At 41.3% G+C, this 25,558-nt stretch carries 19 protein-coding genes and 1 pseudogene; 7 read left to right on the top strand and 13 right to left on the bottom strand.

All coding sequences use genetic code 11. The features are described from left to right. Positions 1-53: 53 nt before the first annotated feature. The 4 genes from ACM0OP_RS00100 to ACM0OP_RS00085 form a co-directional block, all read right to left on the bottom strand. Complete coding sequence (locus tag ACM0OP_RS00100; RefSeq protein WP_414526355.1) at positions 54-2,222, bottom strand: GAF domain-containing protein; 2,169 nt, start codon at positions 2,220-2,222, stop codon at positions 54-56. A gap of 102 nt (positions 2,223-2,324) precedes the next feature. Continuing rightward, a complete protein-coding gene (gene pyrR / locus ACM0OP_RS00095; RefSeq protein WP_414526354.1) occupies positions 2,325-2,867 on the bottom strand; it encodes a bifunctional pyr operon transcriptional regulator/uracil phosphoribosyltransferase PyrR in 543 nt (180 codons plus the stop codon). 99 nt (positions 2,868-2,966) lie between these two features. Beyond that, the gene (cbiB, locus tag ACM0OP_RS00090; protein ID WP_414526353.1) at positions 2,967-3,959 is read right to left on the bottom strand and encodes an adenosylcobinamide-phosphate synthase CbiB; all 993 of its coding nucleotides are present in this window, start codon (positions 3,957-3,959) and stop codon (positions 2,967-2,969) included. Between the two features lie 418 nt (positions 3,960-4,377). Continuing rightward, positions 4,378-4,821, bottom strand: coding sequence for an Rrf2 family transcriptional regulator (locus ACM0OP_RS00085; protein ID WP_414526352.1), 444 nt, complete (start codon positions 4,819-4,821; stop codon positions 4,378-4,380). Between the two features lie 448 nt (positions 4,822-5,269). On the opposite strand from ACM0OP_RS00085, the gene ACM0OP_RS00080 reads away from it, so the two are divergent. Further along, a complete protein-coding gene (locus tag ACM0OP_RS00080; protein WP_414526351.1) occupies positions 5,270-5,692 on the top strand; it encodes an AbrB family transcriptional regulator in 423 nt (140 codons plus the stop codon). Between the two features lie 282 nt (positions 5,693-5,974). Here the strand turns inward: ACM0OP_RS00080 and ACM0OP_RS00075 are convergent, their stop codons facing one another. Further along, positions 5,975-7,849, bottom strand: a complete 1,875-nt coding sequence (locus ACM0OP_RS00075) for a chloride channel protein (protein ID WP_414526350.1) — start codon at positions 7,847-7,849, stop codon at positions 5,975-5,977. Positions 7,850-8,116: 267 nt separating this feature from the next. Between ACM0OP_RS00075 and ACM0OP_RS00070 the strand changes: the two genes are divergently transcribed. Further along, positions 8,117-8,485, top strand: a complete 369-nt coding sequence (locus ACM0OP_RS00070; protein ID WP_414526349.1) for a hypothetical protein — start codon at positions 8,117-8,119, stop codon at positions 8,483-8,485. 46 nt (positions 8,486-8,531) lie between these two features. Here the strand turns inward: ACM0OP_RS00070 and ACM0OP_RS00065 are convergent. Continuing rightward, a pseudogene (locus ACM0OP_RS00065) lies at positions 8,532-9,851 on the bottom strand (ArnT family glycosyltransferase); the annotation flags it as partial. Between the two features lie 256 nt (positions 9,852-10,107). On the opposite strand from ACM0OP_RS00065, the gene ACM0OP_RS00060 reads away from it, so the two are divergent. Next, positions 10,108-11,709 (top strand): hypothetical protein, encoded by a 1,602-nt coding sequence (locus ACM0OP_RS00060; protein WP_414526348.1) that lies wholly within the window; start codon positions 10,108-10,110, stop codon positions 11,707-11,709. Here the strand turns inward: ACM0OP_RS00060 and ACM0OP_RS00055 are convergent. Next, positions 11,699-12,991, bottom strand: a complete 1,293-nt coding sequence (locus tag ACM0OP_RS00055) for a recombinase family protein (RefSeq protein ID WP_414526347.1) — start codon at positions 12,989-12,991, stop codon at positions 11,699-11,701. The two genes, ACM0OP_RS00060 and ACM0OP_RS00055, sit on opposite strands and share 11 nt — an antisense overlap. Positions 12,992-13,006: 15 nt before the next feature. Then, the gene (locus tag ACM0OP_RS00050) at positions 13,007-13,366 is read right to left on the bottom strand and encodes a VOC family protein (protein WP_414526496.1); all 360 of its coding nucleotides are present in this window, start codon (positions 13,364-13,366) and stop codon (positions 13,007-13,009) included. A gap of 221 nt (positions 13,367-13,587) precedes the next feature. Here ACM0OP_RS00050 and ACM0OP_RS00045 point away from each other — a divergent pair, with 221 nt between their 5' ends. Together ACM0OP_RS00045 and ACM0OP_RS00040 are read left to right on the top strand one after the other, a co-directional pair. Further along, positions 13,588-14,307 carry a rhomboid family intramembrane serine protease gene (locus ACM0OP_RS00045; RefSeq protein WP_414526346.1) on the top strand — a complete coding sequence of 240 codons (720 nt, stop codon included), beginning with the start codon at positions 13,588-13,590 and terminating at the stop codon, positions 14,305-14,307. Between the two features lie 68 nt (positions 14,308-14,375). Beyond that, the gene (locus ACM0OP_RS00040) at positions 14,376-15,047 is read left to right on the top strand and encodes a rhomboid family intramembrane serine protease (protein WP_414526345.1); all 672 of its coding nucleotides are present in this window, start codon (positions 14,376-14,378) and stop codon (positions 15,045-15,047) included. A 71-nt stretch (positions 15,048-15,118) separates the two neighbouring features. Here ACM0OP_RS00040 and ACM0OP_RS00035 read toward each other — a convergent pair whose 3' ends face one another. From ACM0OP_RS00035 to ACM0OP_RS00015, 5 genes are all read right to left on the bottom strand, one after another. Beyond that, positions 15,119-17,278, bottom strand: a complete 2,160-nt coding sequence (locus ACM0OP_RS00035; protein WP_414526344.1) for a GumC family protein — start codon at positions 17,276-17,278, stop codon at positions 15,119-15,121. Between the two features lie 138 nt (positions 17,279-17,416). Continuing rightward, positions 17,417-18,838 carry a polysaccharide biosynthesis/export family protein gene (locus tag ACM0OP_RS00030; RefSeq protein ID WP_414526343.1) on the bottom strand — a complete coding sequence of 474 codons (1,422 nt, stop codon included), beginning with the start codon at positions 18,836-18,838 and terminating at the stop codon, positions 17,417-17,419. 155 nt (positions 18,839-18,993) lie between these two features. After that, complete coding sequence (locus ACM0OP_RS00025; RefSeq protein ID WP_414526342.1) at positions 18,994-19,716, bottom strand: cyanoexosortase B system-associated protein; 723 nt, start codon at positions 19,714-19,716, stop codon at positions 18,994-18,996. A gap of 221 nt (positions 19,717-19,937) precedes the next feature. Next, positions 19,938-20,837 carry a cyanoexosortase B gene (crtB, locus tag ACM0OP_RS00020; protein WP_414526341.1) on the bottom strand — a complete coding sequence of 300 codons (900 nt, stop codon included), beginning with the start codon at positions 20,835-20,837 and terminating at the stop codon, positions 19,938-19,940. 41 nt (positions 20,838-20,878) lie between these two features. Next, on the bottom strand, positions 20,879-22,036 hold the full coding sequence (locus tag ACM0OP_RS00015; protein ID WP_414526340.1) for a DegT/DnrJ/EryC1/StrS family aminotransferase: 1,158 nt from the start codon (positions 22,034-22,036) through the stop codon (positions 20,879-20,881). A 427-nt stretch (positions 22,037-22,463) separates the two neighbouring features. Here ACM0OP_RS00015 and ACM0OP_RS00010 point away from each other — a divergent pair, with 427 nt between their 5' ends. Together ACM0OP_RS00010 and ACM0OP_RS00005 are read left to right on the top strand one after the other, a co-directional pair. Beyond that, on the top strand, positions 22,464-23,999 hold the full coding sequence (locus ACM0OP_RS00010; protein ID WP_414526339.1) for a GAF domain-containing sensor histidine kinase: 1,536 nt from the start codon (positions 22,464-22,466) through the stop codon (positions 23,997-23,999). 123 nt (positions 24,000-24,122) lie between these two features. Beyond that, positions 24,123-25,508, top strand: a complete 1,386-nt coding sequence (locus ACM0OP_RS00005; protein WP_414526495.1) for an IctB family putative bicarbonate transporter — start codon at positions 24,123-24,125, stop codon at positions 25,506-25,508. The last annotated feature ends 50 nt before the right edge of the window (positions 25,509-25,558 follow it).

Below are 25,558 nucleotides of genomic sequence, written 5' to 3'. Positions count from 1 at the left end.
GTTAGACAATGCCAGTTTGCAGTTTATTAGTAATCCTCCTAGAGAGAGAATAATTAAAATTGTTGATTCATCGGTAAGGAGACAATAAATTTTGCTCCTTCTCCTGGCTGACTGTAAGCTGTAATCGTTCCACGATGCCGTTCAGTAATTTTGCGACAGATAGCTAAACCCATACCAGTACCTTGATATTCTTGACGACTATGTAAACGTTGAAAAATGTGAAAAATGCGGTCAACATACTTTTGAGCAAAACCGATTCCGTTATCTTCAACAGTGATTTGGCAGATTTCGGAAACTACAGAAAGTTCTTCTGATTGATTTTGCAAAATTTGACTATAAATTTTGACTACGGGGGGTATTTGGGGGCGGTGAAATTTCAGGGCGTTACCGATGAGGTTTTGCAGGAGTTGGCGCATTTGCAGGGGATCGGCGGGAATTGTAGGTAAATCATCCACTTCTACCCTGCCATTGCTTTGCTGAATCCTGATTTCTAAATCTGATAAGACTTCTTGTACTATTTGGTTTAAATTCACCGCCACAAAAGGCTGCGCTCTGGTGGTAATCCGTGAAAGTGTCAAGAGGTCTTTAATTAAAGTTTGCATCCGCAAGGCGGCATTCTGCATTCGTTGAAGATAATCTTTTCCTTGTGGGCTTAAGTCATTGTTACAGGTAGTGAGTAGGCGATCGCTAAAGGTAAGAATTTTCCTCAGTGGCTCTTGCAAATCATGAGAGGCGATAAAGGCAAATTCTTGTAATTCTTGATTAGAGCGGGCTAGTTCTTGGCTTTGACGAGTTTCCTTATCTAGCACTAAACTCTGATCCAGGGCAATACCGATTTGATCAGCTAGTTCTCGTAGTAGTTGAATTTCCCACTCTGTCCATCGTCGGGGACAATCACACTGATGAGCAATTAGCAATCCCCAAAGTTGATTTTCCCGGAACACTGGCACAATTAGTTTAGCTTTCACGCCAAATTGTTGTAGCCACTGCACATAAGCAGGTTCGAGTGCAGCTTGTTCTATATCAGAAATAGCACTAATCCATCCCTGGCGATATTGTTCGATGTGATCTGCTCCCAGGGAATTTTCCCCAATGATTTCGCCGATCACCTCATGTAATCCAGGTGCTACTGCTTCTTTGCGAACAATGTAAGTACCATCGGCTCGCACCCGCAAGATTAATACTCGGTCAGCTTGCAGGAGTTTTTGTACTTCTGTCACACTGGTTTGGAGAATTTGATCAATTTGTAAAGACTGACGAATTTTGAGAGTGATATCAGCGAATAATTGCGATCGCCAGTTTTGACGTTGTAAATCTGCTTGTACCTGTTGCAGTTCTTCCAAAGCTTCCCGGCGTTTGCTAATATCCATTATCCCGCCAATCATCCGCACCACGTAACCATCATCATCCCACACCGCCTGACCACGAGCCAAAATCCATTTGTAAGAGCCATCCCGACATCGAATTTGATGCTCACTAATAAAAAAAGGCGTTTTCTGGGCGCGGTGGTCAGCAATTGCTTGTTGCACAGATTCTGCCTGTTCGGGATGTACCCGCGAACACCACTCATTAATATTCTCAGTAATTTCCCCATCTTTATAACCAAGCATTTCCTTCCAGCGCCGGGAAAAAAATACCTTATTACTTTTTACGTTCCAATCCCAAATACCATCATTGGTACTGCGTACAGCTAAATGCCAACGTTCTTCACTAGTTTTGAGTGCGTCTTCAAATTGTTGACGCTGGATGGCTGTGGCTAGTACATTGGCTACAGCTTGCAGAAAATAAACATCATTTTTACTAAAAACACGCTGTCTAGTCGTATGTGCGCCTAATACGCCAAAAGGAGATTCTTGACCATGAATCACCACACTCATACCACTAACTACATCATGTTCCTGTAGCAGTGCTGGGCCACTAAATCGCCTTTCTTGATTCAAGTCCCTTACAATCACTGGTTCCTCAGATAGCAGAGTATAACCAGCTTGGGAATTAATATCATTGCTGACAGTCGCTTGTCCTACCAGACCAGATTGCCAACCAACTCCCGCCCGTAGTAATAATTTATTACCGCTTGGCAACAGTTCTAAAATTTTGCAATATTCAATCTTGAGATTTTGGGCAACAAGAGTGACACAAAGATTCATCAATGTAGTCAAATTTCTCCCAGCTAGCGCCCTTTGACTAAGTTCCGCGACAATCGCTTGTTGATTAGCACGCATGATTGCTAGGGAGTAGGGATAACCTTTACTGCGGCTGCGCTCAGTAGCCTTTTGTGTTATGTCAAAATTCTACTCTGTTTTTCACCCATAGGACAGTAGCTTTTAGTTATTTGCGCTCATCAACTCCACAGCATCTTTACCATCCCAATCTTGTAAATAAACTTTAACTATTTCTTCCTTAGCTGTAGGTAGCTGCTTACCCATAAAATCTGGGTGAATTGGCACTTCTCGATGACCTCTGTCTATGAGAACGGCTAAACGAATAACTTCTGGTCTACCATATTCAATCACAGCATTCAACGCAGCGCGAACGGTCCGACCTTTGAAAATTACGTCATCTACCAGTACAACTGTTTTCCCCGTCAGGTCAAAGGGAATCTTGGTTTTGGCTGGAGTCCTCAGACCAATTTTATCAAGATCATCTCGATAGAATGTAATATCTAATGCGCCCACTGCCACATTGACACCCTCTAGTATTTCAATTTGACGTGCCAGTAATTCTGCTAATAGCGCCCCTCTAGTATAAATACCAATCAGAACTAGTTGGGATAAATCACGAGACTTTTCTACAATCTGAGAGGCCAAACGCGTTAAAGTGCGGCGCAGGTCTTCTGAGGAAAGAATTTCAACTACTTTAGCAGACATATAAGACTCCATTTGATTTCTGAGGCCGTTTTCCCTCTCCCCACTCCCCACTCCCCACTCACATAAGTAAGTTGGAAATTCAAAGCCGATGACTATAGTTTAGCTAGAGAAGGGGTAGAGTGTTGGTTTGGATACTAGTATGACTAATAATGCGATCGCTATAGCTAACCACAATAAAAAACAATATCGAGTCAATAATAAAGCAGTTTGAATGTCACTGGGAGTAATGGGATGAATAGCGTCTCCTAGCAGTGGTTTTGGTTTAGGGACTCCACCATAAAAATTTGTACCTCCCATTTGCACACCTAAAATAGCAGCATAAGCACATTCACTCCAGCCGGAATTAGGACTGGGATCTTTGGCTGCATCTCGGTAACAGATCCGCCAAACATCTAAGGGTTTACCGGATAACAGCGCCAAGGAAATCACTGTGAGGCGACAAGGTAGCCAAGTTAAGTAGTCTTCTAACCTAGCACTGAACCACCCTAAATAAGTATAAGGCGCTTCTCGATAACCCACCATTGAATCCAAGGTACTACTAGCTTTATATGCTAAAGCCAGAGGAATTAAACCCACACCAGGTATACAAGCACCCAGAGTTGCATAAAAAAGTGGAGCCATAACCCCATCAGTAGCATTTTCTGTGACAGTTTCTAACACAGCCCGCAAAATTTCGGGTTCTGAAAGCTGTTGAGTATCTCGACCTACATAGTTACTTAAAACATCACGAGCTGATGCTAAATTTCCGGCTGTCAATGGTTCTAAAACTGCTTCAGCAGCTGTGCGGAGACTTTTAGCAGCAAAACAACTGGCTAAAAGAATGCTTTCTAGGGTGATTCCCCATAATGGATGCCACTTTTGAGTAACTTTCATTATTAACCAACCGCAATAGCCGCTACCAATTATTAAGGTGATAGCTAACAAAATTCCAGCTATGCGTTGTGTAAGAGGATGCTGACAGACCGAAATAAAAAATTTAGTCAGGCGAGAAATTATCCACCCCATAACTTGCACTGGATGAGGCCAACCCCACGGATCACCAATGCAGTAATCTAGGAGTGCGGCAATGATCAAAATCACAGATGATTTCATTTTTTTCGATAGGAAAGGCAATGCTCAATCACTAAACCACAAAATTAGCTGCTTTTTCCCAAGAAACTTACCAACTAATAACATCTTGATTAAAATTAGCCAGAGTAATACTGTCACTACATAAGAGCAATTCCAGGGTTACTAATGCAGTAATCTAGTAGTGCGGCAATGATCAAAATCACAGATGATCTTATTTTTTCGATAGGAAAGGCAATGCTCAATCACTAAACCACAAAATTAGCTTCTTTTTCCCAAGAAACTTACCAACTAATAACATCTTGATTAAAATTAGCCAGAGTAATACTGTCACTACATAAGAGCAATTCCAGGGTTACTAATGCAGTAATCTAGTAGTGCGGCAATGATCAAAATCACATAAGACTGATTTATTTTGCATATTAAAGTTCATATGCAATCACTAAACAACAAAACTCGCTTCTTCTCCTAAAGAAGCCTGCCAACTGCGAGCATCATAATAGAGATCCGCGAGAGTAATGCTGTATAAAGCCTCTTTGAGTTTTTGATTGAGTCTTTGCCAAAGAGTGAATGTTACCCAATCTTCAGTTTGATCTGGTGTGGGGGTATGATGTGGTAGACGGGTAATAGTTTCGCCCACGGATTCTAAAATTTGACCTATAGAAATTTGGGCTGGCTTTAATGCTAGTTGATATCCGCCAATGCTACCCCGAATTGATTTGACTAATCCAGCCCGACGCATTTCTATGAGTAACTTCTCTAGATAAGGTGCGGGGATATCTTGACGCTGTGCGATCGCCCTCACTGATGCGGGGCCATAACCTGGCTGTAAACTTAAATCTAACAATGCCTTTACACTGTAATGCCCTCTGGTAGTTAGTTTCATGCTGAGAATTGTGGGTTTATTTTCACCACTGACCAGTGAATAATTACTAATGGTAAATGATTAAAGATCAATCTTGCTGATCATCTGAACAGAAGATGATCAAGTTAACTGAGTATGGGGGTTGGGGTGAGGACTTGAGGAAACTTAAATAAATATAGTTTAGCAGTGATTCACCAAGTGGATATAGTTATAGGACTTATATTTGATTGTGAAAAAATTCAGCACTCCCTACTTCCTCCCTACATAAATCAAAGCAGATCACTAGATCAAGATTATAGAGAATACATTATCTTGACAATATAGATAATTGTGTAACAATTTCACATTAGAGTGTAATATACTTGGCAAAGCTGAGATAAAAACTAAAGGATTTTGTTCCTACTAGCTCATTGTCGGCTAAAATAAAATCGATTCAACTACTTCAACCACTCATTTTCCATCTAAGTTGATGCCTAAACAGAAAAAAATAGACCCCCTACAGGGTGAAGAACTCCTGAAGAAAGTTAAAGAGCTAGAGAGCCTGAGCAAAGACGATAAAGCCAAGCAGTGTGGCTACTATACCGTTACCAAAAATGGTGTAGAGCGTGTGAATATGATGAAATTTTTGAATGCCCTGATTGATGCTGAAGGCATTCAGTTAGACAGTTCACCCAGTGCTAATGGACGTGGCGGACGCAGTGCCAGCTATAGAATTAGCGTGCAATCAAATGGTAATTTACTGATAGGTTCAGCTTACACAAAACAGATGAATCTGAAACCTGGAGATGAGTTTTTGATCACCCTGGGCAAAAAACATATTCGTCTGAGACAGGTAGACGAAGATGAGAAAGAAGGTTTAGAAGCCATAGAAGCCATAGAAGCCTCTGCTTAATCAGTTGTCAGTTGTCAGTTGTCAAATGTTGCACTGGCCACTGACCGAAAATAATGGGATACAAGCCCCGTTCACTTCGGCAAGTGATACAGTGAGCCTGTCGAGCTGCTCAGTGCGCCGCTTTTAGGACGGCTTTCTGCTAAAATTGTAATATAGTCGCCATAGGGCATTGGGAGACTTTAAACGAACGTTGAGGGATGGTCAGACTATTTCGATAGCACAACCCAATGAAGCGTTAAGGAATCCTCTATCCTTCAGGAAGAGGAGGTATGTCAATATTAGTTAAATTCCAGGAATTGTTTCCGATAAATAGGGTTGAATTGCCTTACGTGTGACAGCCAAGCTGCATATTAAGGCAACTTGCTCCCGTTCTAGTAACCCTAAAATGTATTCATAATTATCTCTGGCTACCACAGGTAATTGGTGCAAACCTCGAAGAGTCATCCGATCTAAAGCTTCTGATAACAGTTCATCAGGCCAAGCAAAAAGAACTTCAGTGGTACAAATATCCATGAGGGTATGATGAGATGGATGATTAGCAATTTCGCTGACAGAAGGTGCAGACAGCCAGCGATTAATATCTTCCAGTGATACAATACCAACTAGTTTTTCTGCTTGATCAATTACTAAAGCACTACGACAGCGATCGCTAATCATCTCGACAGCTGCATCTAAAACTCCCAAACTAGCGGGTAACTTTTTCGGGGAGGTGATCATGGCATCTTCGACTAAAATTTGTTGCACAATTTCCGCCTGTTGATCTTTCAACTCCGACAAGCCAATTTGTTGCAGATTAGAATTAGAGTTAAAATTGGGCTTCAACTGTTCTGTCACCCAGACACTTAAACCCACGGCTGCCATTAAAGGTAAAACAATGCGGTAGTCACGAGTTAATTCAAATAACATCAAAATAGCCGTTAATGGCGCTCTGACACTAGCCGCTAAAACTGCCGCCATCCCCACCATGGCATAGGCTGGGGGAGCCGCCATCACTTCAGCAACTGGCGGAAATAACAAGATTATAGTTTTAGCATAAGCAGAGCCAAAAGAAGCACCCAAAAACATGGCTGGTGCAAATAAACCACCCACAAAGCCACTACCGCTACTAATGGCCGTGATTAATAATTTCAGGACTAATAAGATAAGCAAGAGCTGTAGAGAAAATTCTACATCCTGAAGCATAGCTTCTACAGTTTCATAACCGATGCCTAAAACTTGGGGAAATTTTAAAGTCACTCCCCCCAGGATCACACCACCAATTAAGGGATGAAAGGGTTTAGGGATATCTCCTAACCACCCAAAACCTAAAGTTAAGCCCTTAAAGGTATTTTTTGCGAACCGAATTGTGGCTAAATAAATGAGAGCAACTAAACTTGCTCCTAAACCCAACCCCAGATAAAGAGGTAATTCCAAGAGGCTGCGGACTTGATATACTGGTAAATCAAAAGCAGGTTGTGCGCCCAAGCCAATTTGAGCAATTAATGCTGCTACTACTGCGGCTAACAGCACTACACTGACGGCAGAGGTGGCAAAAGATGTGGCTCCCATGACTACTTCTAGGGCAAAAAATACCCCAGCAATGGGAGCGTTAAAACCAGCAGCTAACCCAGCCGCCGCCCCAGCACCTAAAAGTAACCTTTGTCGCTCTTGAGACACTTGCAGAATTGCAGACAACAGCATTCCAAAATTTCCGCCAATTTCTACACTTGGCCCTTCAGTTCCCAAGGAAGCACCGCTTCCCAAGGATACGGATGCAGCTAACATTTTGGTTACTGGTCGTAATTGTTGCTTTAGTTCTGTTCCCTGGGAAGCCGCAATCATCGAAGATAGTCCAGGGCCAAAGTCTTCAGCATACCAACGCATTAATCCCACAATTAATCCCCCCAGAATGGGGACACAGGCGAGAGTCCAATTACCCCAAATGCTAATTGCACCAATGAATTTGGCTTGCATCAGGTAATTAATTAGCTCAATTAAATAGTGAAATGTGACTACGCCCATCCCAGTACCACCGCCAATGAGGAGGGCTAAAAAGAGGACGACAGTTTCTGGGGAGAGTTGAAACCTGTTTATTATTTGTGTTAAAGGAGTAGAAGGTGCAGGAAATATAGGTTGTTCCGTTACCTTCCTCAGTTCGCTGGGAGGTAAGAGAGTCATTCAGGGGTGAGGTAATTTTCTAGAAATCTAAGAAAAAAATTAAATTCTTAGCTGCTACTTCCCATTGTCAGTCATTCTTGATGCAGCAGGCAAGTTAAGTATAATTTGATGGATTGACACAGGTTTAGCTAAATATAGCTATACTCGTGTAGCGGCCATTGACCGATATTTCGTACAAATATAATTGCGACAACTACTAAGTATTCCCCCAATGTGGAATATGGCTATTGTTATACAGTGAGTAAATAGACTAGGCGGACAAGGTAGATGAATATACACACCTTTGATAATGATTATGTTGCTTGCCCAATTTGTCAAAAGAATGCCAGCCAAAGAATAGCCGAATCACATATTGGCTTGTTTAGCTGTCCCTATTGTCATCAAAGACTAGTAGTGTGTCCCAGTGGCCATTATGTCCGTGACCCGTATATGCTGAAACAAATTATGCTTTGTTCGTCTCTGCGTCGTCAAAGTAGTCCTTTAGCTAGAATTATACGAGATTTTATTCTGATCAAGCGTCCTATATTAAATTTGGCTGTGGGTTTGGTTTTGGTTTTCAGTATGATGGCTATCACCCAGCAAAATACTAATTATGATCAGCAGTTACCGATTAACGAAAATGTTCAAGATAAGTGAAGCAAGAATCTCCCGCTACACCTCTAGGTTAGTAGGGGAAGTATCAAATCCAGTAGTTTGATTTCATGAGTAGTAGTAGAGAAACATAACTTCCCCACAACAAAACTTTGAGGAATTGCCCGTTACCCCGTTCTGCTAAGATGGCGGCTAATGTCATGGTTAAGGCTACAGAGGCAAAAATCAGTTGTAAGTCGGTTCTGGGTAATGCGCCACTGGTGAAATAAATGCTACCACCAGAGGCTACCACCGCTAAAATTGATAAACCAGCTACCCAAATTCGGGGATAGGATGATGTGATGGGTAAATTATCTATTTCCGCTAACTGAGCGCCAAAGGCTAAGGCTAAACTGGGGTAAATAGGGAATAAGTACCAGGGTTGTTTTATACTCATGCAGGAAATGATCACTAGATAGAGCAGACTCCATACCAGCAAGAGTTTTGCCCAGCTAAGGTTAAGATTTTCCCAAATTAGGCGCACAGTTTGGGGTGAAAATACTAACCAAGGCCATGTCCATAGGAGAATTTGCTGGAGATAGTACCAGGGTGGTGCGGTGTTTCTGGGAATGCTGCTCCCGATGGGGCTGAGGGATTGATTAATTAGTCCAACTTGAGCAAAACTGTTACCGTAGTGCAGGAGTTGAGCGCTATACCAAGCAGCTACTGGTAATATACCTATGCAGATGCCGATCCAGAAGTAGTGACTGGTGAGTAATCTGGGTGTATCCCAAAACAGAAAGACTATGGCGATCGCACCTAGCAATATACCTAATAATCCTTGGGTTAAACAAATCAACCCTAATCCGATGCCAATACCAAGACAGTACCGTAAATCCCGGCGCGATCGCAACAGGCACAACATCATGATCATGAAAAAGGTGACTACTACCCCATCTAAAACGGCCAATCTGCCATAACGCACCACTGGTAGCAGTGTCACATATATTACAGCGCTATAAATAGCCGCCCAAGGTTGACGGAATATCTCTCTGCCAATACAGTACAGCAAAGGTACAGATAATGATGTCACAATTGAGCTAGGTAAACGCGTCGTCCATTCATCTGCTCCTCCTAAAGCATAAGCCCCAGCAATCAACAAATGAATTAAAGGGGGTTTATTGTAATAGGGTTCACCTCCCAGAGTCGGGTATAGCCATCGCGTGGAGCCTGGTGGTGCATTCCAAATTTCCCTAGCTACCTGTGCAACAGTCGTTTCATCGCCATCTCCCAGAGGTAGTCCCCCAAGATTGATAGTAAATAATAAGACTGCGGCCAACGTTAGTACAACTATCCATACCCAATCAATCCATTTCTTAACTGGGCGATGTTGTTTTTCTAGATGTCCCCAAATAGAGCTTCCTTCTTGCATATTCTATAATGATCATTTTACTTGCTGGTGTGATTACAGCTAGACTTCAGGGAATCTCTGTTGTTGTCACCCAATCAAAATATCTAGTCTGAATAATTCCTAAGTTTTCAGATTAACTTAATTTTCTCTCTCCAGCGATAAATTTTAGAGAAATTTAGCCAAGTCGGGTTCAATTTATTTAACAATTATTCTGTGATGAAAATGATACAAATAGTAGGAATACAAATATGCTATCTACTTATTGAGGAAGGTGTCAATGAATTTATCGTTAATTTTAGATATAGCAATTGGTTTAATTTTTATTTACTTAATTTTAAGTTTGTTAGCTTGTGAGATTCAAGAAATTATCACTACGGTTTTACAATGGCGTGCAGTTCACCTAAAAAAATCCCTAGAAATTTTGGTAGGGGGTGATGCAGCCAGTTCAGACAGTGATAGTGTAATTACTTTTGTGAATGATTTATATAACCATCCCTCTATTAAAAGTGTTAATCAAGAAGCCAAAGGTTTTTTAACAAATTTACCTCGTCATTTTGTTTGGTTCCTTTCATCTCTTCCTGGTAAATTTTCCCTATCTGGAGAAAAAAGAAAGAAAAGTATTTTTGGATATACAAATACTGAAACTGAGAATATCAGAGATAACAGGGGCAAGTCAAATATTATCAAACACAGCGCCCCATCCTATATTCCAGGGGATGTTTTTGCTACAGCAGTTATAGAGACATTAAGCATACCATTACTGCTGGATAAATTTACAGAAGCCCGGCTGATCAAATTTCAAGAAGAACTGTTACATGAGATGCAAAATATTTTATTAAAGTTTCATGGACAAGTGAATAATTTGGATAATCATAAAAATAAATTCTCTGTAGATATTTATAATGATTTTATCGAAATCGTTGACAAAAGTTTTGCCAATATTATTGATGATTTCCAAAAAAATAAAGCTGACTTGCTGACTTCCCTGAAGCTGATGGCTAAAAGTATAGATAGATATATACAATTATTTCAAGAAAATATGCCAGAATATTTTTTTGCTGGCAAAGCTTTACAAGAATTGAAATTTATCAGAGCCGATATGTTTGATGATATGGAACAAACTATTGTGCTGAAAGGGTTAAGACCAAATATTAATGAAGTTGTACAGTTAATTGATTTAGATGGTGATTTTCATCCAGGATTAATTAAAGAATTTAGTGATAAAAATAGTGAGGCTTATAAAACATTTGTAGCTTCTCTCCAGGCGTTACAGGAATCTACCAGAAAATTGCCTCCAGAGTTAATTAATAATGTCGCTCATTTAGCTATTCGTGCCGCTAAAAAAGCTAAAAATTCAGAATCAGGAATTTATTTATTACAACAGGAAATAGAGCAAAATTTTGATAAATCAATGGAACGGGCGGCTGGTGTGTACAGAAGAAATGCCAAAGGAGTATCAATTTTAATTGGCTTGACTATTGCGGTAATTGCTAATGCTGATGCGGGGTATATTATGCATAGATTATCCAAAGATTCTGCGGTGCGGACTGCTATTATTAATAATGCTGGACAAATTGTGCAGAATAGTAATCTAGATACATCGGAAAATTTAGCTAATTTAAGAAGAGAAACTGAACAAGTTTTAGCAGATTTGGCTTTACCTATTGGTTGGAGTGGGATTAACTTAAAACAGCAAATTGATTGGGATAATCGTCAAAAAACTAATGTTTCTATATGGAAAGTTTTCCGGCTGATTTTTGGCTGGATGGTGAGTGGGCTGGCTATTGCGATGGGTGCGCCTTTTTGGTTTGATGTGTTGAGTAAATTTATGTCTGTGCGGAATGCAGGTAAAGCACCCACAACTACTGCTAAAAGATAAAAATTATCCGTAATTCCCAATCTTTGGAGTTGCGAATGATTTCAATTTGTTTAATAAATTCTCGGAAATAAAACCTTCTTTCTGCTTCTGATAAATCGAACCAAAATTGGGGAATGGAAACAGCCTGGGCGACGGAATGCAGGTTAACTGGGGGTAGGGTGGCTAGTTGGGCTTGGAGTTGAGAAATTTCTGTGCGGAGTTTGTAAGCTCTTAATTTTGCTGTTTGATCATCTAAAATGCCTGTGGTAACTAAATTGGGTAATTGTTGGAGGATTTCTTGCTGTCGGGCGATCGCCTGCCCTAAACTGTTTTTAATGCTATCCAATTGGGGAAAATTTATGCCATCTACAGCCAAGGGTAAGTCACGACAAATAATTTCGATAGTCTGTTCTAATACCTGTTGGTAGGGAATAGCCCGACATTTGGGAAGTTGAGGACAGTTAATGGGACGTAAATAAATATACTCTTTATCTTGATGGCGCTGGGTGACACGGGTGACTGTTGTATGTGACTGACAGTGACTACAAACCACTAACCCAGCTAAAGAACGAGGTGCGCTAGCAGTGCGAGATGGTAATAGACTGTTACGGCGTAAAATACGGTCGATTTGGGCTGCTTCTTCTCTAGAAATTATGGGAGTATGGGTATCAGAAATAATTTGATTGTGTTGATAAGCTGTATCACCGCGATAAACGGGATTAGTTAGCCAACGTCTCCCTGTCGTTACAGAAATTTTTTTACCATATTTTTTTGCTAAGTAACGCACTGCGCCGCGCAGGGAACTATAAAGTAAGAAGTGTTCAAAAAAATCTTTAACTACGGTAGCAGTGCTGCGATCAATGGTATATTTCTCCTGACTACGACGATAGCCATAGGGGGCTTTACCGGGAGGGGGTAAACCTTGGAGTCGATTAGAGGCGTGTCCTTGACGGATGCGGCGGCTATGGTGTTGATTTTGAATTTCTTGAAGTAATTTCCACAAATCCCCCCCTATGTGGGAATGTTGCGAGGTGTAGGGTTGTTCTGTGGCAATAATCATAATGCCCATTGCTTCTAATTCATGCAAGCGATCGCTCACTTCCTCAAAAGTGTCTCCTAATTCCTCTAAACGGTGGATCAACAAGTAATCTGTGGTTTCAGTTTGACAGTCTGTGATTAATTGTTGTAACTGGATTCTCTGACCCAAATCTTGATAAACTCGATCCACCTCCCAGCCCCAATCATTGATATCAGCAGCAGGTTCTAGTAGGGGGTTACTGTAAGAGTAAGCAATAATTTTCATTACCCCAGCCCCATACTATAGCTGACTCAATTCAATCATATTGCCATCGGGGTCTTGAGTGAATAAGGCAGCGCGACCGGAAGCACTCATTTGTATAGGATAATTTTGCTGGATTAATTCTTGTTTTGCCACATCCAAATCAGCCACAGCAAAAGCAATGTGAGGATTCCGTCCCCATTTTTCATTAGGGTTATCTGTGGGGACGGTAGATGCAACTATCAGATGAATTTGATAGTTATTTACTTCGTACCATGCACCAGCATACTTCAAAGAGCGGTGTATTTTGGAAAGTCCTAAAACTTCGCCATAAAAATGTTCAGATTTGGCTAAGTCAGTGACGAGAATCGCTGTATGGAGAGGTTGGAGAATTTGCATTTGGGGAGTGTGGGGAGTAGGGAGTACAGAGTGTGGAGTGTGGGGAGTGTGGATTGGTTTAAGATCACCTATCATAGCAACCGCCAAGGTAGTTAGGACATTTCCTATTCTCTGTTCCCTGTTCCCTACCAATAATTGACAAATTTAAACCATAGATAGAAGAAAATACTGAAAATATTAAGTAATCTAGAGTTTGTGAGTCGAAGATCAGGAAAATACCAGTGGTTCCCATTAAAGATAACAATCCTACACAAATTACGCCTTATGTTACCTATGCCTTAATTACAGCTAATGTTCTAGTTTTTCTTTATGAAGCCAGTCTTCCTCCCCAGGTATTAAATGAGTTTTTTCATTTAGTGGCGGTGATTCCCAAGGAACTGAGTTTAAGTTTTTCGGGAATCTCTGTGAATCAGCCAGTACCAGAATGGGCTACTTTAATTACGGCACAATTTTTACATGGGGGTTTGTTGCATCTGGGGGGAAATATGTTGTTTCTCTGGGTGTTTGGTAACAATATTGAAGAAAAGCTAGGGCGTGCTAAATATTTACTATTTTATTTATCTTGCGGTGCTTTGGCATCATTAGCACAATGGTTCTTCGCTCAAGATTCTACCATTCCTTCATTAGGGGCAAGTGGTGCGATCGCAGGGGTGATGGGCGCGTATATTCTGCGGTTTCCCCAAGTGGAAATTCTCGGTGTTGTACCTTTAGGATTTTTCTTTCCCTCTTTCCGGGTTCCAGCATATTTCTTTCTGGGATTCTGGTTTATTCAACAAGCGTTTTACGGTATAGCAAGTTTAGAAGCCCCGACAAATATCGGTATGGAAGGCGGCGGTATTGCTTATTGGGCCCATGCAGCAGGTTTTGTATTTGGAGCAGTTCTGGGGCCACTACTGGGTTTATTTAACGATAAATCTGATCAAGAATCTGTATCTGAATAGCGGAAAACTCCCCAAAGCTAGAGGGCTAAAGGCTATATTGCTATTATCGATATTTAGGAAAAACACCTGTGTTTCCCCTCCATGATGAAAACCCGACGCGAATCACTCCGTATTTAACCTACGGGTTGATTGGTTTGAATATTGTAGTTTTTCTACATGAAGTGAGTCTACCCAGTGCAGAGTTAGAGCAATTTTTTGGGATGTATGCGGTAGTACCACGAGAGTTAACTAATAACTTTGCGGCAGAATGGACAACTTTATTTACGTCACAATTCTTACACGGTGGTTGGTGGCATCTGATCTCAAATATGGTGTTTCTCTGGGTCTTTGGTAATAATATTGAAGACCGTATGGGTCATTTCCGGTATCTGACTTTTTATCTTAGCTGTGGTGCTTTAGCTGCTTTATCTCAGTGGTTTATTAGCATGGATTCCACTATACCTTCTTTGGGTGCTAGTGGTGCAATTGCTGGGGTTCTGGGTGCTTATGTGATCCGGTTCCCAAAATCTAGGATTTTAACTTTAGTGTTTTTAGGGATTTTTATTACCACAATTAGAGTCCCTGCAATTATTCTCATTGGGATTTTTGTGATCCAGAATGTGGTGTCTGGTCTTTTAAGCCTACAAGCTGCTGCTAATATGAGCGTGGAAACAGGTGGAGTTGCTTACTGGGCGCACATCGGTGGCTTTGCTTTTGGGATTATTCTTTCTCCGTTGTTCGGCTTATTTCGGCGCGATTAATTTTTCAAGGGGGTGAGAGAATAGAAATTGTTACTCTCTACTCCCCTAGTTTTTGATTTTTCTCTTGTTTTCTAGATGCTGCTACCAACACCCACTTCTGACAATATTTCTGATTCTGAGTCGATTGAGTAAGTTTCAGAGGGAGAAACAAGAATATCAGCACCGTTGATAATAACTCCTAGCAAACCTAGTTCAGATTCCACTAGTTGATCAATAGCTTCTCCTAAGATATTTTCTTGGGTTTGGTTAGGACGGGCTACTAAAACTATGCCATCACTGTAGGGTTGAATTAACAAAGGATCGTTAGATAAACCGAGGTAGTGGGTATCTAAAATTACTAAATCAAAACGTTCCCGCACGTCTTCCATGAGCCTCCGCATTTCGCTGGATTCAAGAATAGCGGCTGATGGAGTAACCGGACCAGGGCTGGGAATAATGTATAAATTTTCCACTTCCGGAACTAAGCGGATACATTCATTCAATCTGGCGTAGTAGCGTAGGGGTTCAACTGAGACATCGCCATCTGGGATGATATTCAGGGATGATGCATGAGAGGGCGATCGCAAATCGGTTTCAATAATCAAAGTTCGTTTACCAGCTAGGGCTGAGGCTATAGCCAAGTTATAAGCAGTAACGGTTTTTCCTTCATTACTACCTGTGCTGCTAATCAATAGGACTTTGAAGTTTTTACCACCGATTCGGCGTAAATTACTCCGCAACTTTTCATAAAACTCCAAATAGGGAGAATCAGGGGAAAGGATGACAGGTAATGCTCCTGGCTCTAAATCATCCACAGGCATTAAAGGCAGTTCTCCCAATAGGGGAATTTCCCGTTGTCTGAGGCTGTCGCGGATATCTTCTCTGGTTTTGAAAGTTCCTTCCAGGGAACCAAGCAAAAATATGACTCCACCGCCCACTATTAAGCCCAGGAAAGTACCAACACCTAAAGTTAGAGGTACATTCATTGGTTGATCAGTATTACTGACAACGTTAGGTATTCTGGCTACTGTTAAGCTACTGACTGTTTCTGCTTCTGCGGTTTGAGCATCTGTCAGTTTGGCTTGCATTTGATCAAAGATGGCTTTTTTGAGGCCTACTTCCTGGATTAAACGCGATCGCTCCAATTGTTTGTTGGGTATTTGCGAGTATTCTTGTCGTAACCGTTCTTCTTCGCGAATTTGCTGGGCTAATTGCTGTTCCAGTGTTTCTCTTTGGGTTTCCAGCGCCACCATTTGATTGGCCAATTGTTGTCGGGCTGGATCTAAATTACTTTGGGCGCGGATACCGGAAACGTTCCCAGCTAAGGGGGCGGCTGTACCGTCACCACCTACCACTTCCGATGCCCGTTGTTGCAACAATTCTTCAATAGATTGTTTCTGACGTGTCAACTGGATCATTGTGGGGTTTTCTGGTCTTAAATCTTTACCTAATAAAGTAATTTGAGATTCTACCTGATAAATTTGTGATCGCAAGTTAGAAAGAATCGGATCAGCACTCAAAGCTGAAGACACATAAGCCTGTCCGGGACTTAAACCTAACTTGTCTTGTAAACTGCCTATTTGAGCATCAATACCAGCAACAGTTAGTTGAATTAACCGTTGTTGATTTTGGCTATTAGTGACTGCACCTAATAAGCTACCATTTTCAGCTGCTAATATTGCCGGGCGTTCTCGACGATCATACTGTTCTAGCCTTTGTTCTGCTGCTTCCAGTTCGGCTTTAGCCTGGGGTAAGCGTTCATTAACTTTTTCAATAATTGCGTTTAATCGCCTGGTATTAATTTCACCACTGAGAGCAATCATCGCTTGCATTAATTCTTGCAATGTTTGCTGCGCTCGCTTCTCGTCACTATCCTCAAATTTAATCTCAATGATTGTTGATAGCAGTTCACCTGTTGACCTATTTCTTTCAGGAAGAGTTAGGGAAACATTAGAGCTAATAGTTTCTCGCGGAATACTCAGGTTTGTCGATACAGTTTGCAGAATTTGGTCTGACAGTAAAATTTGCTTACTCAGTTCTTGTCCTTGTTGTTGAATTTCCGTACCAGTGGCCGAGAAAGAAACCGGTGGACGAGTATAAGCAAGTGCGCCATCTGCTACATAGCTTGGTGGTGGTTCGGGCTGAATTGCGACTACAGTTGCTCCGGCGACAACTAAAGCAAAACTAGCTAATCCCATCCACTTGTATTTATCAAAAGCAATCAAGTAGCGTTTAACAATTGGTGGAGTCATGGCAAAAGCATATATAAACAGATTGGAGTTTAATCAATGGTCAATAGTTATGATTTATTATTCATTATTACTGCTTCATTAGTCACCCCCTTGGTTTTTTGTGGATGCGATCGCCATTAGTTTGATAACTACAAAATCCTACCTTCTTGATCCATCTAACAATTCAAAAAAGCGGATAAAGCTCTGAGCATCAAAGAAAGGTCTGGTAATAGTGCTAAACAGATTAGTAATTCTACCAATTAAATTTCGTCCCACAACAATCACATCATTATCTTGAAGTGCCACATTTTGGGAAGCATCACCAGCCAGAGCTTTTCTTGCATCTAGTTTTTGAGTTACGGCTTTACCTTGTTCAGCATCAAAACGAATTAGAGCAATATCGCGGATGTTGGCACGGTCGAGATTAATTCCTGCCAAAATATCCACAAAACTACTACCATTAGGCAGGGCTTGAGTCGCAATTCCTGAGCCAGCATAGTTGAGAATCCGGACGCGAATTTGTGGTACAGACAGAGATGAACGAGCCACCAAGGAGCGATCGTAACCTTCATCATTACCCACCTCTTGACGTGGGACAATAATCGCATCGCCATCCTGTAAACGTAAACTTGGTAGTGAGCCATCATTCTGCAACACTGCATACAAATCTACCGTTTCTGAAATCACAGAACCATCTACCAACCTGCGACGCACCTTTACTTGGCGGAGGTCTGCGGTAGTTGTGGAACCACCTGCAATAAACAGAGCATCAGCCACACGGGGTGTAGAAGAACTCACAGGATAAATTCCTGGTCGGAATACCTCACCACTAATAGTGACTTGAACAGGTCTTGGCCTGGCCAGTGACACCACGAACATCGGTTCCACCAAAATGTCTACTAAACTCTGGCGAATTTTTTCTTGCGCTGCTTGCAAACTCAAGCCTTGTACAAAAACCGTTCCCACTTGCGGAACTACAATATTACCTTCTGTATCAACTACAGCTTGAAAACTTGCATCTGGACGCAACCCGGATAGAGATAACACAATTACCGGATCAATCACAAACCGATCTAGCGCTACCCTAATTCTTCCCTGTGCTTCTTCTAAAGTCAAACCCTGTAGAGATATCGTACCAATCAGTGGCACAGTAATATTTCCTTCTGGATTGATAGAAGATTGAAAACTTAAATTAGGGAAACGTTGAACTACAACCGTGATTGTATCTCCTGGCCCCAAGCGATATGGCCCAGGTGGACGTTGAAACACAACACTAATCACATCTCCTGGTCCCAAAAGATAACGGTTGAGTGGGGAAGAAGTTTCTTGATTAAAACTCTCGGTACCAGAGGTAGGTACAGGAGATTGTAACCCTGGTTGTAAGTCCACAACACCAGAGGGAGGTGCTGGCGGTTGTAACAATTGCTCTAAATCTACTCCTCCAGATGGTAGAACGGGTAATTGTTGATTGGATGTGTCGGGAGTCGCAAAAGTTTGAGCAACAACAGGTCGGACAGCAGTTGTCAATAAAATACTTAAAGGAAAACTCAGGAGGTACAAGGTGCTTAAAGATACACGCATATTAAAAAATGAAATTATGGTAAAACTGAAATCAAAGTAAGTCTCACCGATTGATGATTTTACTCTGAAGATACTTTAAATCTGTAACAGTATAGTGCCACTTATAACTTTGTCATTGATTGTTTCTGCACAAACCAACGCACCCTGAAATTGTTTTAAAAAGGACCAGACATCAAAGCACCTTGTACTGTTGTACCAAGAGACTCAGCTAAAGGCCAAGTAGTTTCTACTTGTCCTAGAGGTTCCATAGGAATCATGATGCTAACACTAATCCAAGGAACACGAGTTTTCTGCCATTGTGCTAGTTGGTCTGCCAAAAACCAACGCAATGGTGATGGATGTCCACCATTGGGGGTAGCATACCATTGCAAAACAGCAAAAGTTTCTCGTGGGGTAGACACGCGAAAGAATCTAGCTTTTACCTTAGTTTCAGTATTTTTTCCGGATTTTGGTGGTTGGTTTACCGTAAATTCCGCTACACGGTATTGAGCTATATCCCATCTTTTCCACCGCAATCTTCCCCAACTATTCACATCAGTCCATTCTACCTCCGGTTGATCCATCGGACCGTTTTGGGGATGTAACAGTAAAATTGCCTGTTTTTGAGTGTCTTCTGCTTTGATAATCTGCAATGACCATCTACCAGTACTGACAAATTGTTCTGCTTGTTCTAATGTTTCCCAACCAGGAACGGTGATCCCCGTTTTACGTATCTCTCTCAACGCAGTTAAGTTGGGAACAGGTGGTGGTTGTTTCCAGTCCCACCGTCCTTGAAAGTATCCGGGAACTCCCCCGATGACTAATAATAGTAGTAACAACACAACCACTGCGACCTGAGTGAATTGCTGTTCTTGGAAAACTTTAGATAAGGACTTCATCGCTTAGACTTGCCATATTGACACGAAATATTCTGGTAAAAACAGCTAAAGGATTTTAGTATACAATCTTTCCGCGAAAGAGGAAGAACATCAGGGAAATTTCCTCTAGGTTTTGTCTATAGAACTTACACCGATAACTCCATAAACCCTGATTTGTGCGTCTCCTGCGGCTGATGTTTAATTTGCAGTTTACGATTGTGCGCCAGTGCCAGTGTATTCAATTATTCCAGATTTTCTGCTTCTGGCTCCATCTCTAAATCTGTGGAGAAATAGTTATTCAAGAAATTCAACAAAGGCACTAGTAATAGCAGCATACCAGCAGAATAAAGGTCTCCACCCCAACTGTCATGGAGCCATGTAAAAGCACCTTCTCGGCCAGTACCATGAAAGAAGCTGAGTAAAGTGTTACGAATAATATTAGCGGTAATGCTAATGATTAAAGCTGAAGATAAAAACCATGTAGTTGTGCGCCGTGAAGATAAGGAATCAGTCCAATACAACAGCATTAAGCTGACATAGAAGGTGGTAAACAGCATTTTTAGCCCTGCACAATAGGGCGCAACTTCTACTATGCGGCCATTCACGTATATGTTGATGCCATCAACCACGACTTCCATCCCCAATTGATTGAGGATAAAGCCTGCTGTACCGGCAATGAAGCTTTGCAGAGGTAAGGTATAGGGAACTAGGAGGTAAGGTAAGGCGGTTGGGGTTGCTAAAAATATCAGTAGTAACGCGAATGCTTGCAGTCGCAAACCTTTGACACCTTTGAACCATAAACATAATCCCATGAGTATTGTGGGTAGAGAGAGATTAGCCCACTCTGGAACACCACTGAGGTAAAATATCCCACCTGTTACCAGAAATACAGCACCTAAAGGATGGGTTTTATCTGGAAGACGATACCACTTTTTTCGGTTTAGCCAAATTAGATAAGCGGCAAATGGCAGTCCAATGATCCCGTGGCTAAAGTATTCGTGTTCGATGCTAATGCTTTTGTTGAGCCAACCATCCACCCAGTGCAGCAACATCGGCGCATAAATTAGGAGCAAAAATCCGCAGATTGCTATATTTAGCAATTGTCCTGTATTTCTTTGTTTAAGTTGTTGCTGAAATGCCATGATCAGAAATTAATTGAAAGTTAACAGCTAAAAATTAAAAATCAAGTACATAATAACCTTTGTTTCGCATCACTGAGACTAGATGTGATGGCTGCTACAACTGCTTGGATTTGGTGATGTTTTAAACCTGGGTACATGGGTAAGGATAATATTTGTCCGCAGAGATTTTCTGCTTGGGGAAAGTCTCCTGGTTGATACCCTAAGTGTTTGAAGGCTGGTTGCAGATGGCAAGGGATGGGGTAGTGAATGCCTGTTTGAATGCCTGCTGCTGTGAGTTCTGTTTGAATTTGTTGACGATCTAGGGTACAAGTATGATCAATTTTGATGACGTATAAATGATATACGTGTCCGTTGCTGCTTTGGTTTTGCATGGGAATAATGCCAGCATCTTCTAAGGCTGCTAGTGCAGTGTCATACTGCTGGGCGATGTTCAGGCGATCGCTATTCCAGTCCGACAAATGTGGTAGTTTTGCTAATAATACTGCCGCTTGCAATGTATCTAAACGGCTGTTGGTTCCTGTTTCTACATGAAAATATTTTTGGGATGCACCATAGTTCCGCAGGCGCTTCATTTTTTGAGCCACATCTGAATTTGAGGTTAGCAGCATCCCGCCATCCCCAAATGCACCTAAATTTTTACTGGGATAGAAACTAAAAGCTGCTCCTATGCCCACGGAACCGGCACGGTATCCTTCCCTTTCTGCTAAGTGGGCTTGGGCCGCATCTTCAAAAATTAGCAGTTTATAAGTATCAGCGAAGTCTAAGAGTTTTTGGGGTGATACCATCTGGCCATAGAGATGTACGGGAATAATGGCCTTGGTCTTGGGGGTAATGGCTTTAGCGGCGGCTTCTAAGTCAATTAAGGCTGTTTGGGGATCACAATCTACTAGGACGGGTTCAGCGCCAGCAGCTAAAACGCCAATTAAGGTGGCGACGAAGGTGTTAGCTGGTAAAAGCACTTGATCGCCAGTACCAATATTACAGGCTTGTAAACCGAGTGCGATCGCATCTGTGCCTGATGCCACACCTACACCATACTCTGTACCAGATGCTACAGCAAAAGCAGCTTCAAAATCTGACAGTGCTTTCCCTAAAATAAAATCTCCCTGTGCCAAGACATCCTGTATTGCCTGTTGCAATTGCTTTTGGATGGACTCGTGTTGTAAATTAAGGTCTACAAAAGGAATGTGATAATTCATATTTTTATTATTTATCCTCAAAGATAAATATCAAATTTTTGTATATAAATACAAGTCTTTACCGATGAAGTCATAGTAAAGTCTGCATAAATTATTTATTGAGGTAAGAAAAAATAATGAATCCTTCCCAACTTCAGTGATAGATTTTACCAAAAAATTATCCAAATACAGATAAAAAATTAGATAATTTTTCTGAGATTTTAATTAGTATTAAATTACACGCAATAAATATAAACATAACACAATTTGCCATCAAAACCTCAAAAAAGGCAGATTACATCATCTTTTCACTAATAAAGAATAAAATTTTCTTCCCATTTGGTTGATTAACAGCGAAATTGGGGAATGCTTAAAAGTAGAAAACCATAAACCCAACTCAGGGTTATATAAATTACAAAATTAATCAAACATCAAGGTAGTAGTGGCAATGGTAGAGCCTGAAAAAAAAATGTTTGGCTTCAATGATGGTTGGGGTTTTGAACAAGCAAAGGAGAAACAACGCCTAGAAGCATTATCTGAATTAGGTTTGCGGCAATCAGAGACTATTCCAGTATTTGAAGAAGCCACTCAAACGGCAGCTCACTTTTTAGAACTGCCTATTTCTATATTGGGATTTGTAGATCAGGAAGTTCATTGGTTTAAGTCAGCAGTGGGTTTATCTAGGCTGGGGCTAATGAATCATCTTGCACAAAACCGTCAGATGTCACGGGAGGACTCTTTTTCCACTCAAGTCATAGAAAATTCCCAAGTATTCGTAATTAATGATACGCATAAATCAACTGACTCATTTACTTTAGTTAGGGATTATGGCATCCGTGCCTACTTAGGAGCGCCTTTAATTGATGCTGCGGGCAATTGTTTGGGTGCATTAGAGGTGATGGATTTAGTCCCACGTAAATTTACAAATCGGGAGATTGAATTTTTACAAATAATAGCTCGCTGGTGTATGAGTGAATTTGAGCGTAATCTCATTCTGCGCTCCAGAAATTACGAAAAAACTTATTTACAAAACCCTGCTGGTAAATCAATTAATAATCAATGGACTAGTTCTGTGAGGGTTGCTCCTCCTGATTTGGCAAAGGAATGTAGTTCTACTAAACAAATCAAACTGCAACTTTTGGGACAAATTACTCAAGAGTTACGTACACCACTGACATCTGTACTAGGTATGGCGGGAATTTTAGGACGTGAGATTTATGGGCCTTTGACGATCAAACAGAGGGAATATCTGGATGTTATTCAACATAGTGGCCGCTATTTACTATCTTTAGTTAACGAAATTGCGGAGCTAGGAACCCTGGATGAAGAATCATCTGTGCTAAATTTATCTCCTGTAGATATTGAAATGCTATGTCAACAAGTTATCAATAGTCTCAAAGAAGCGGCGAGCCGCCGTCAGCAAAATATTCGGCTGTCTATAGAACCGGGATATAGCCGCATTTGGCTGTTGGATAAAGACAAGGTGCGACAAATCTTGTATCACTTAATTTTTAGTGTGATTCAAGTTTCTGCTACAGGGAGCATCGTCCGGATTCATGTTTCTGATCAGCAAAGTCAGGTGAATATTAGTGTTTGGGTGTTCCATGTTTGGCTGGGAGATGGCATAACTGAGGTGGACTCCTATTTTCAGCTTAATTCTTTCCCCGGACTAGATTTCATGGGGGAGTCTGCAACTCATAGCACTTATTTGGAAGGACAGGAGGAGTCAGAAATGCAGGTTGTAGTAGATCAAAGATTGCAAACTGATTGTGACTCAGATTCCTTGAAGATCAATTCTGTTCAGGATTGGGTGGCAAATTGTGGTAGTCTGACGCGGGAAAGCTTGGGTTTGTTGTTAAGCGTTGATCTGGCAGAATTTCACGGGGGAACAATTACGGTTCAAGGTTCACCAGAGTCAGGACAAAGGTATGTAGTGTCTTTACCATTACAGATGACTACTTCGTCTCACACTATCTGCGATTAATTACACTGGCGAATTACGCAATTATTATCCGCCGGAAATTATTCTGAATACAATGGCAATTATTACCTAAAAATCCCACTGACTTTTAGTTGTGGGAGTGTCAATTTGTTGTTACTCGGTATGATGAATTTAATCTGGCAACGATTTACTCTATCTTATTTACCTCTGAAAGAATATCTAGCGACGAGCTATTTACATCGTTTGTCGGTGGGGCTTTTACGCTCTTGGCGGCAAAGTAGCCTTTTGATGCAATGGGGAGATGCAATTGCAGTTGCTCTACTTAGTTTGGTGTATGCTCTTAGCCCTTTTGTATCGAGTAGTCTTGTAGGATTATTGTTAGTAGCTTGTGTAGGATTTTGGCTGCTGTTGACTCTATCCGATGACTCCAAGGCAGCAAATACACCTTTATTTACTCCCATTCATCTGCTGGTTTTACTCTATTGGGCAATTGCGGTAGTTTCTACAGCGCTTTCACCTGTAAAACAGGCGGCGTTTAAAGATTTGGTGGTATTAACACTTTATTTATTGCTGTTTGCTCTTTGTGCGCGGGTGTTGCGATCGCCCCGGTTGCGGTCTTGGATAATTATTCTGTATTTGCATATATCTTTAATAGTTAGTGTATACGGGTTGCGGCAATGGTTTTTTGGTGCTACGGCTTTGGCTACTTGGGTAGATCCACAATCTCCTTTGGCTAAGACCACGAGGGTTTATAGTTATTTGGGCAACCCGAATTTATTAGCTGGATATCTTGTTCCGGCTGTAGTTTTAAGTTTGGTAGCGATTTTTGCTTGGCAAAGTTGGATTAAGAAGAGTTTAGCGTTAACTATGTTTATTGCTAACGGGGCTTGTTTGGTTCTTACTTTTAGTCGTGGCGGCTGGATTGGTTTAGTGGTGAGTGTCTTGACTGCGATCGCCTTGCTCGTTTATTGGTGGAGTATGCAAATGCCTCCTTTTTGGCGTACTTGGTCAATGCCAATAATTTTAGGTGGGATGATTGGCTTATTGGTGCTAGCAGTTATTTTTGTTGAGCCAGTCCAAATCAGAGTTTTAAGTATTTTTGCAGATCGCCAAGATAGCAGTAATAATTTTCGCCGCAATGTTTGGGATGCTGTTTTTGAGATGATTGGCGATCGCCCCCTCATCGGAATTGGCCCCGGTCACAACTCTTTTAATCAAATCTATCCCTTATACCAACGTCCTCGTTTTACAGCTTTAAGTGCTTATTCACTTTTCTTACAAATCGCTGTAGAAACAGGTTTTGTGGGTTTAGCCTGTTTTCTCTGGCTGATCATTGTCACCCTAAATCACGGACTTGTGCAACTGCAAAGATTGCGGCAATCTAGAAATCTAGAGGGATTTTGGTTAATAGGAGCATTGGCTACTGTAGCAGGAATGCTGGCTCACGGTACTGTGGATACCATTTGGTTTCGACCTGAAGTCAATAGCCTTTGGTGGTTAATGGTGGCCGTAATTGCTAGCTACTGGACACCCACAAATCAAAAGCATTAGGAGTTACGCATTGACAGAATAACAAAATAGTGAATTGATAAATATAGGTC

Source organism: Nodularia chucula CCY0103, from assembly GCF_963923915.1.
GTDB lineage: Bacteria > Cyanobacteriota > Cyanobacteriia > Cyanobacteriales > Nostocaceae > Nodularia > Nodularia chucula.
This window is presented reverse-complemented; position numbering and strand designations above follow the sequence as displayed.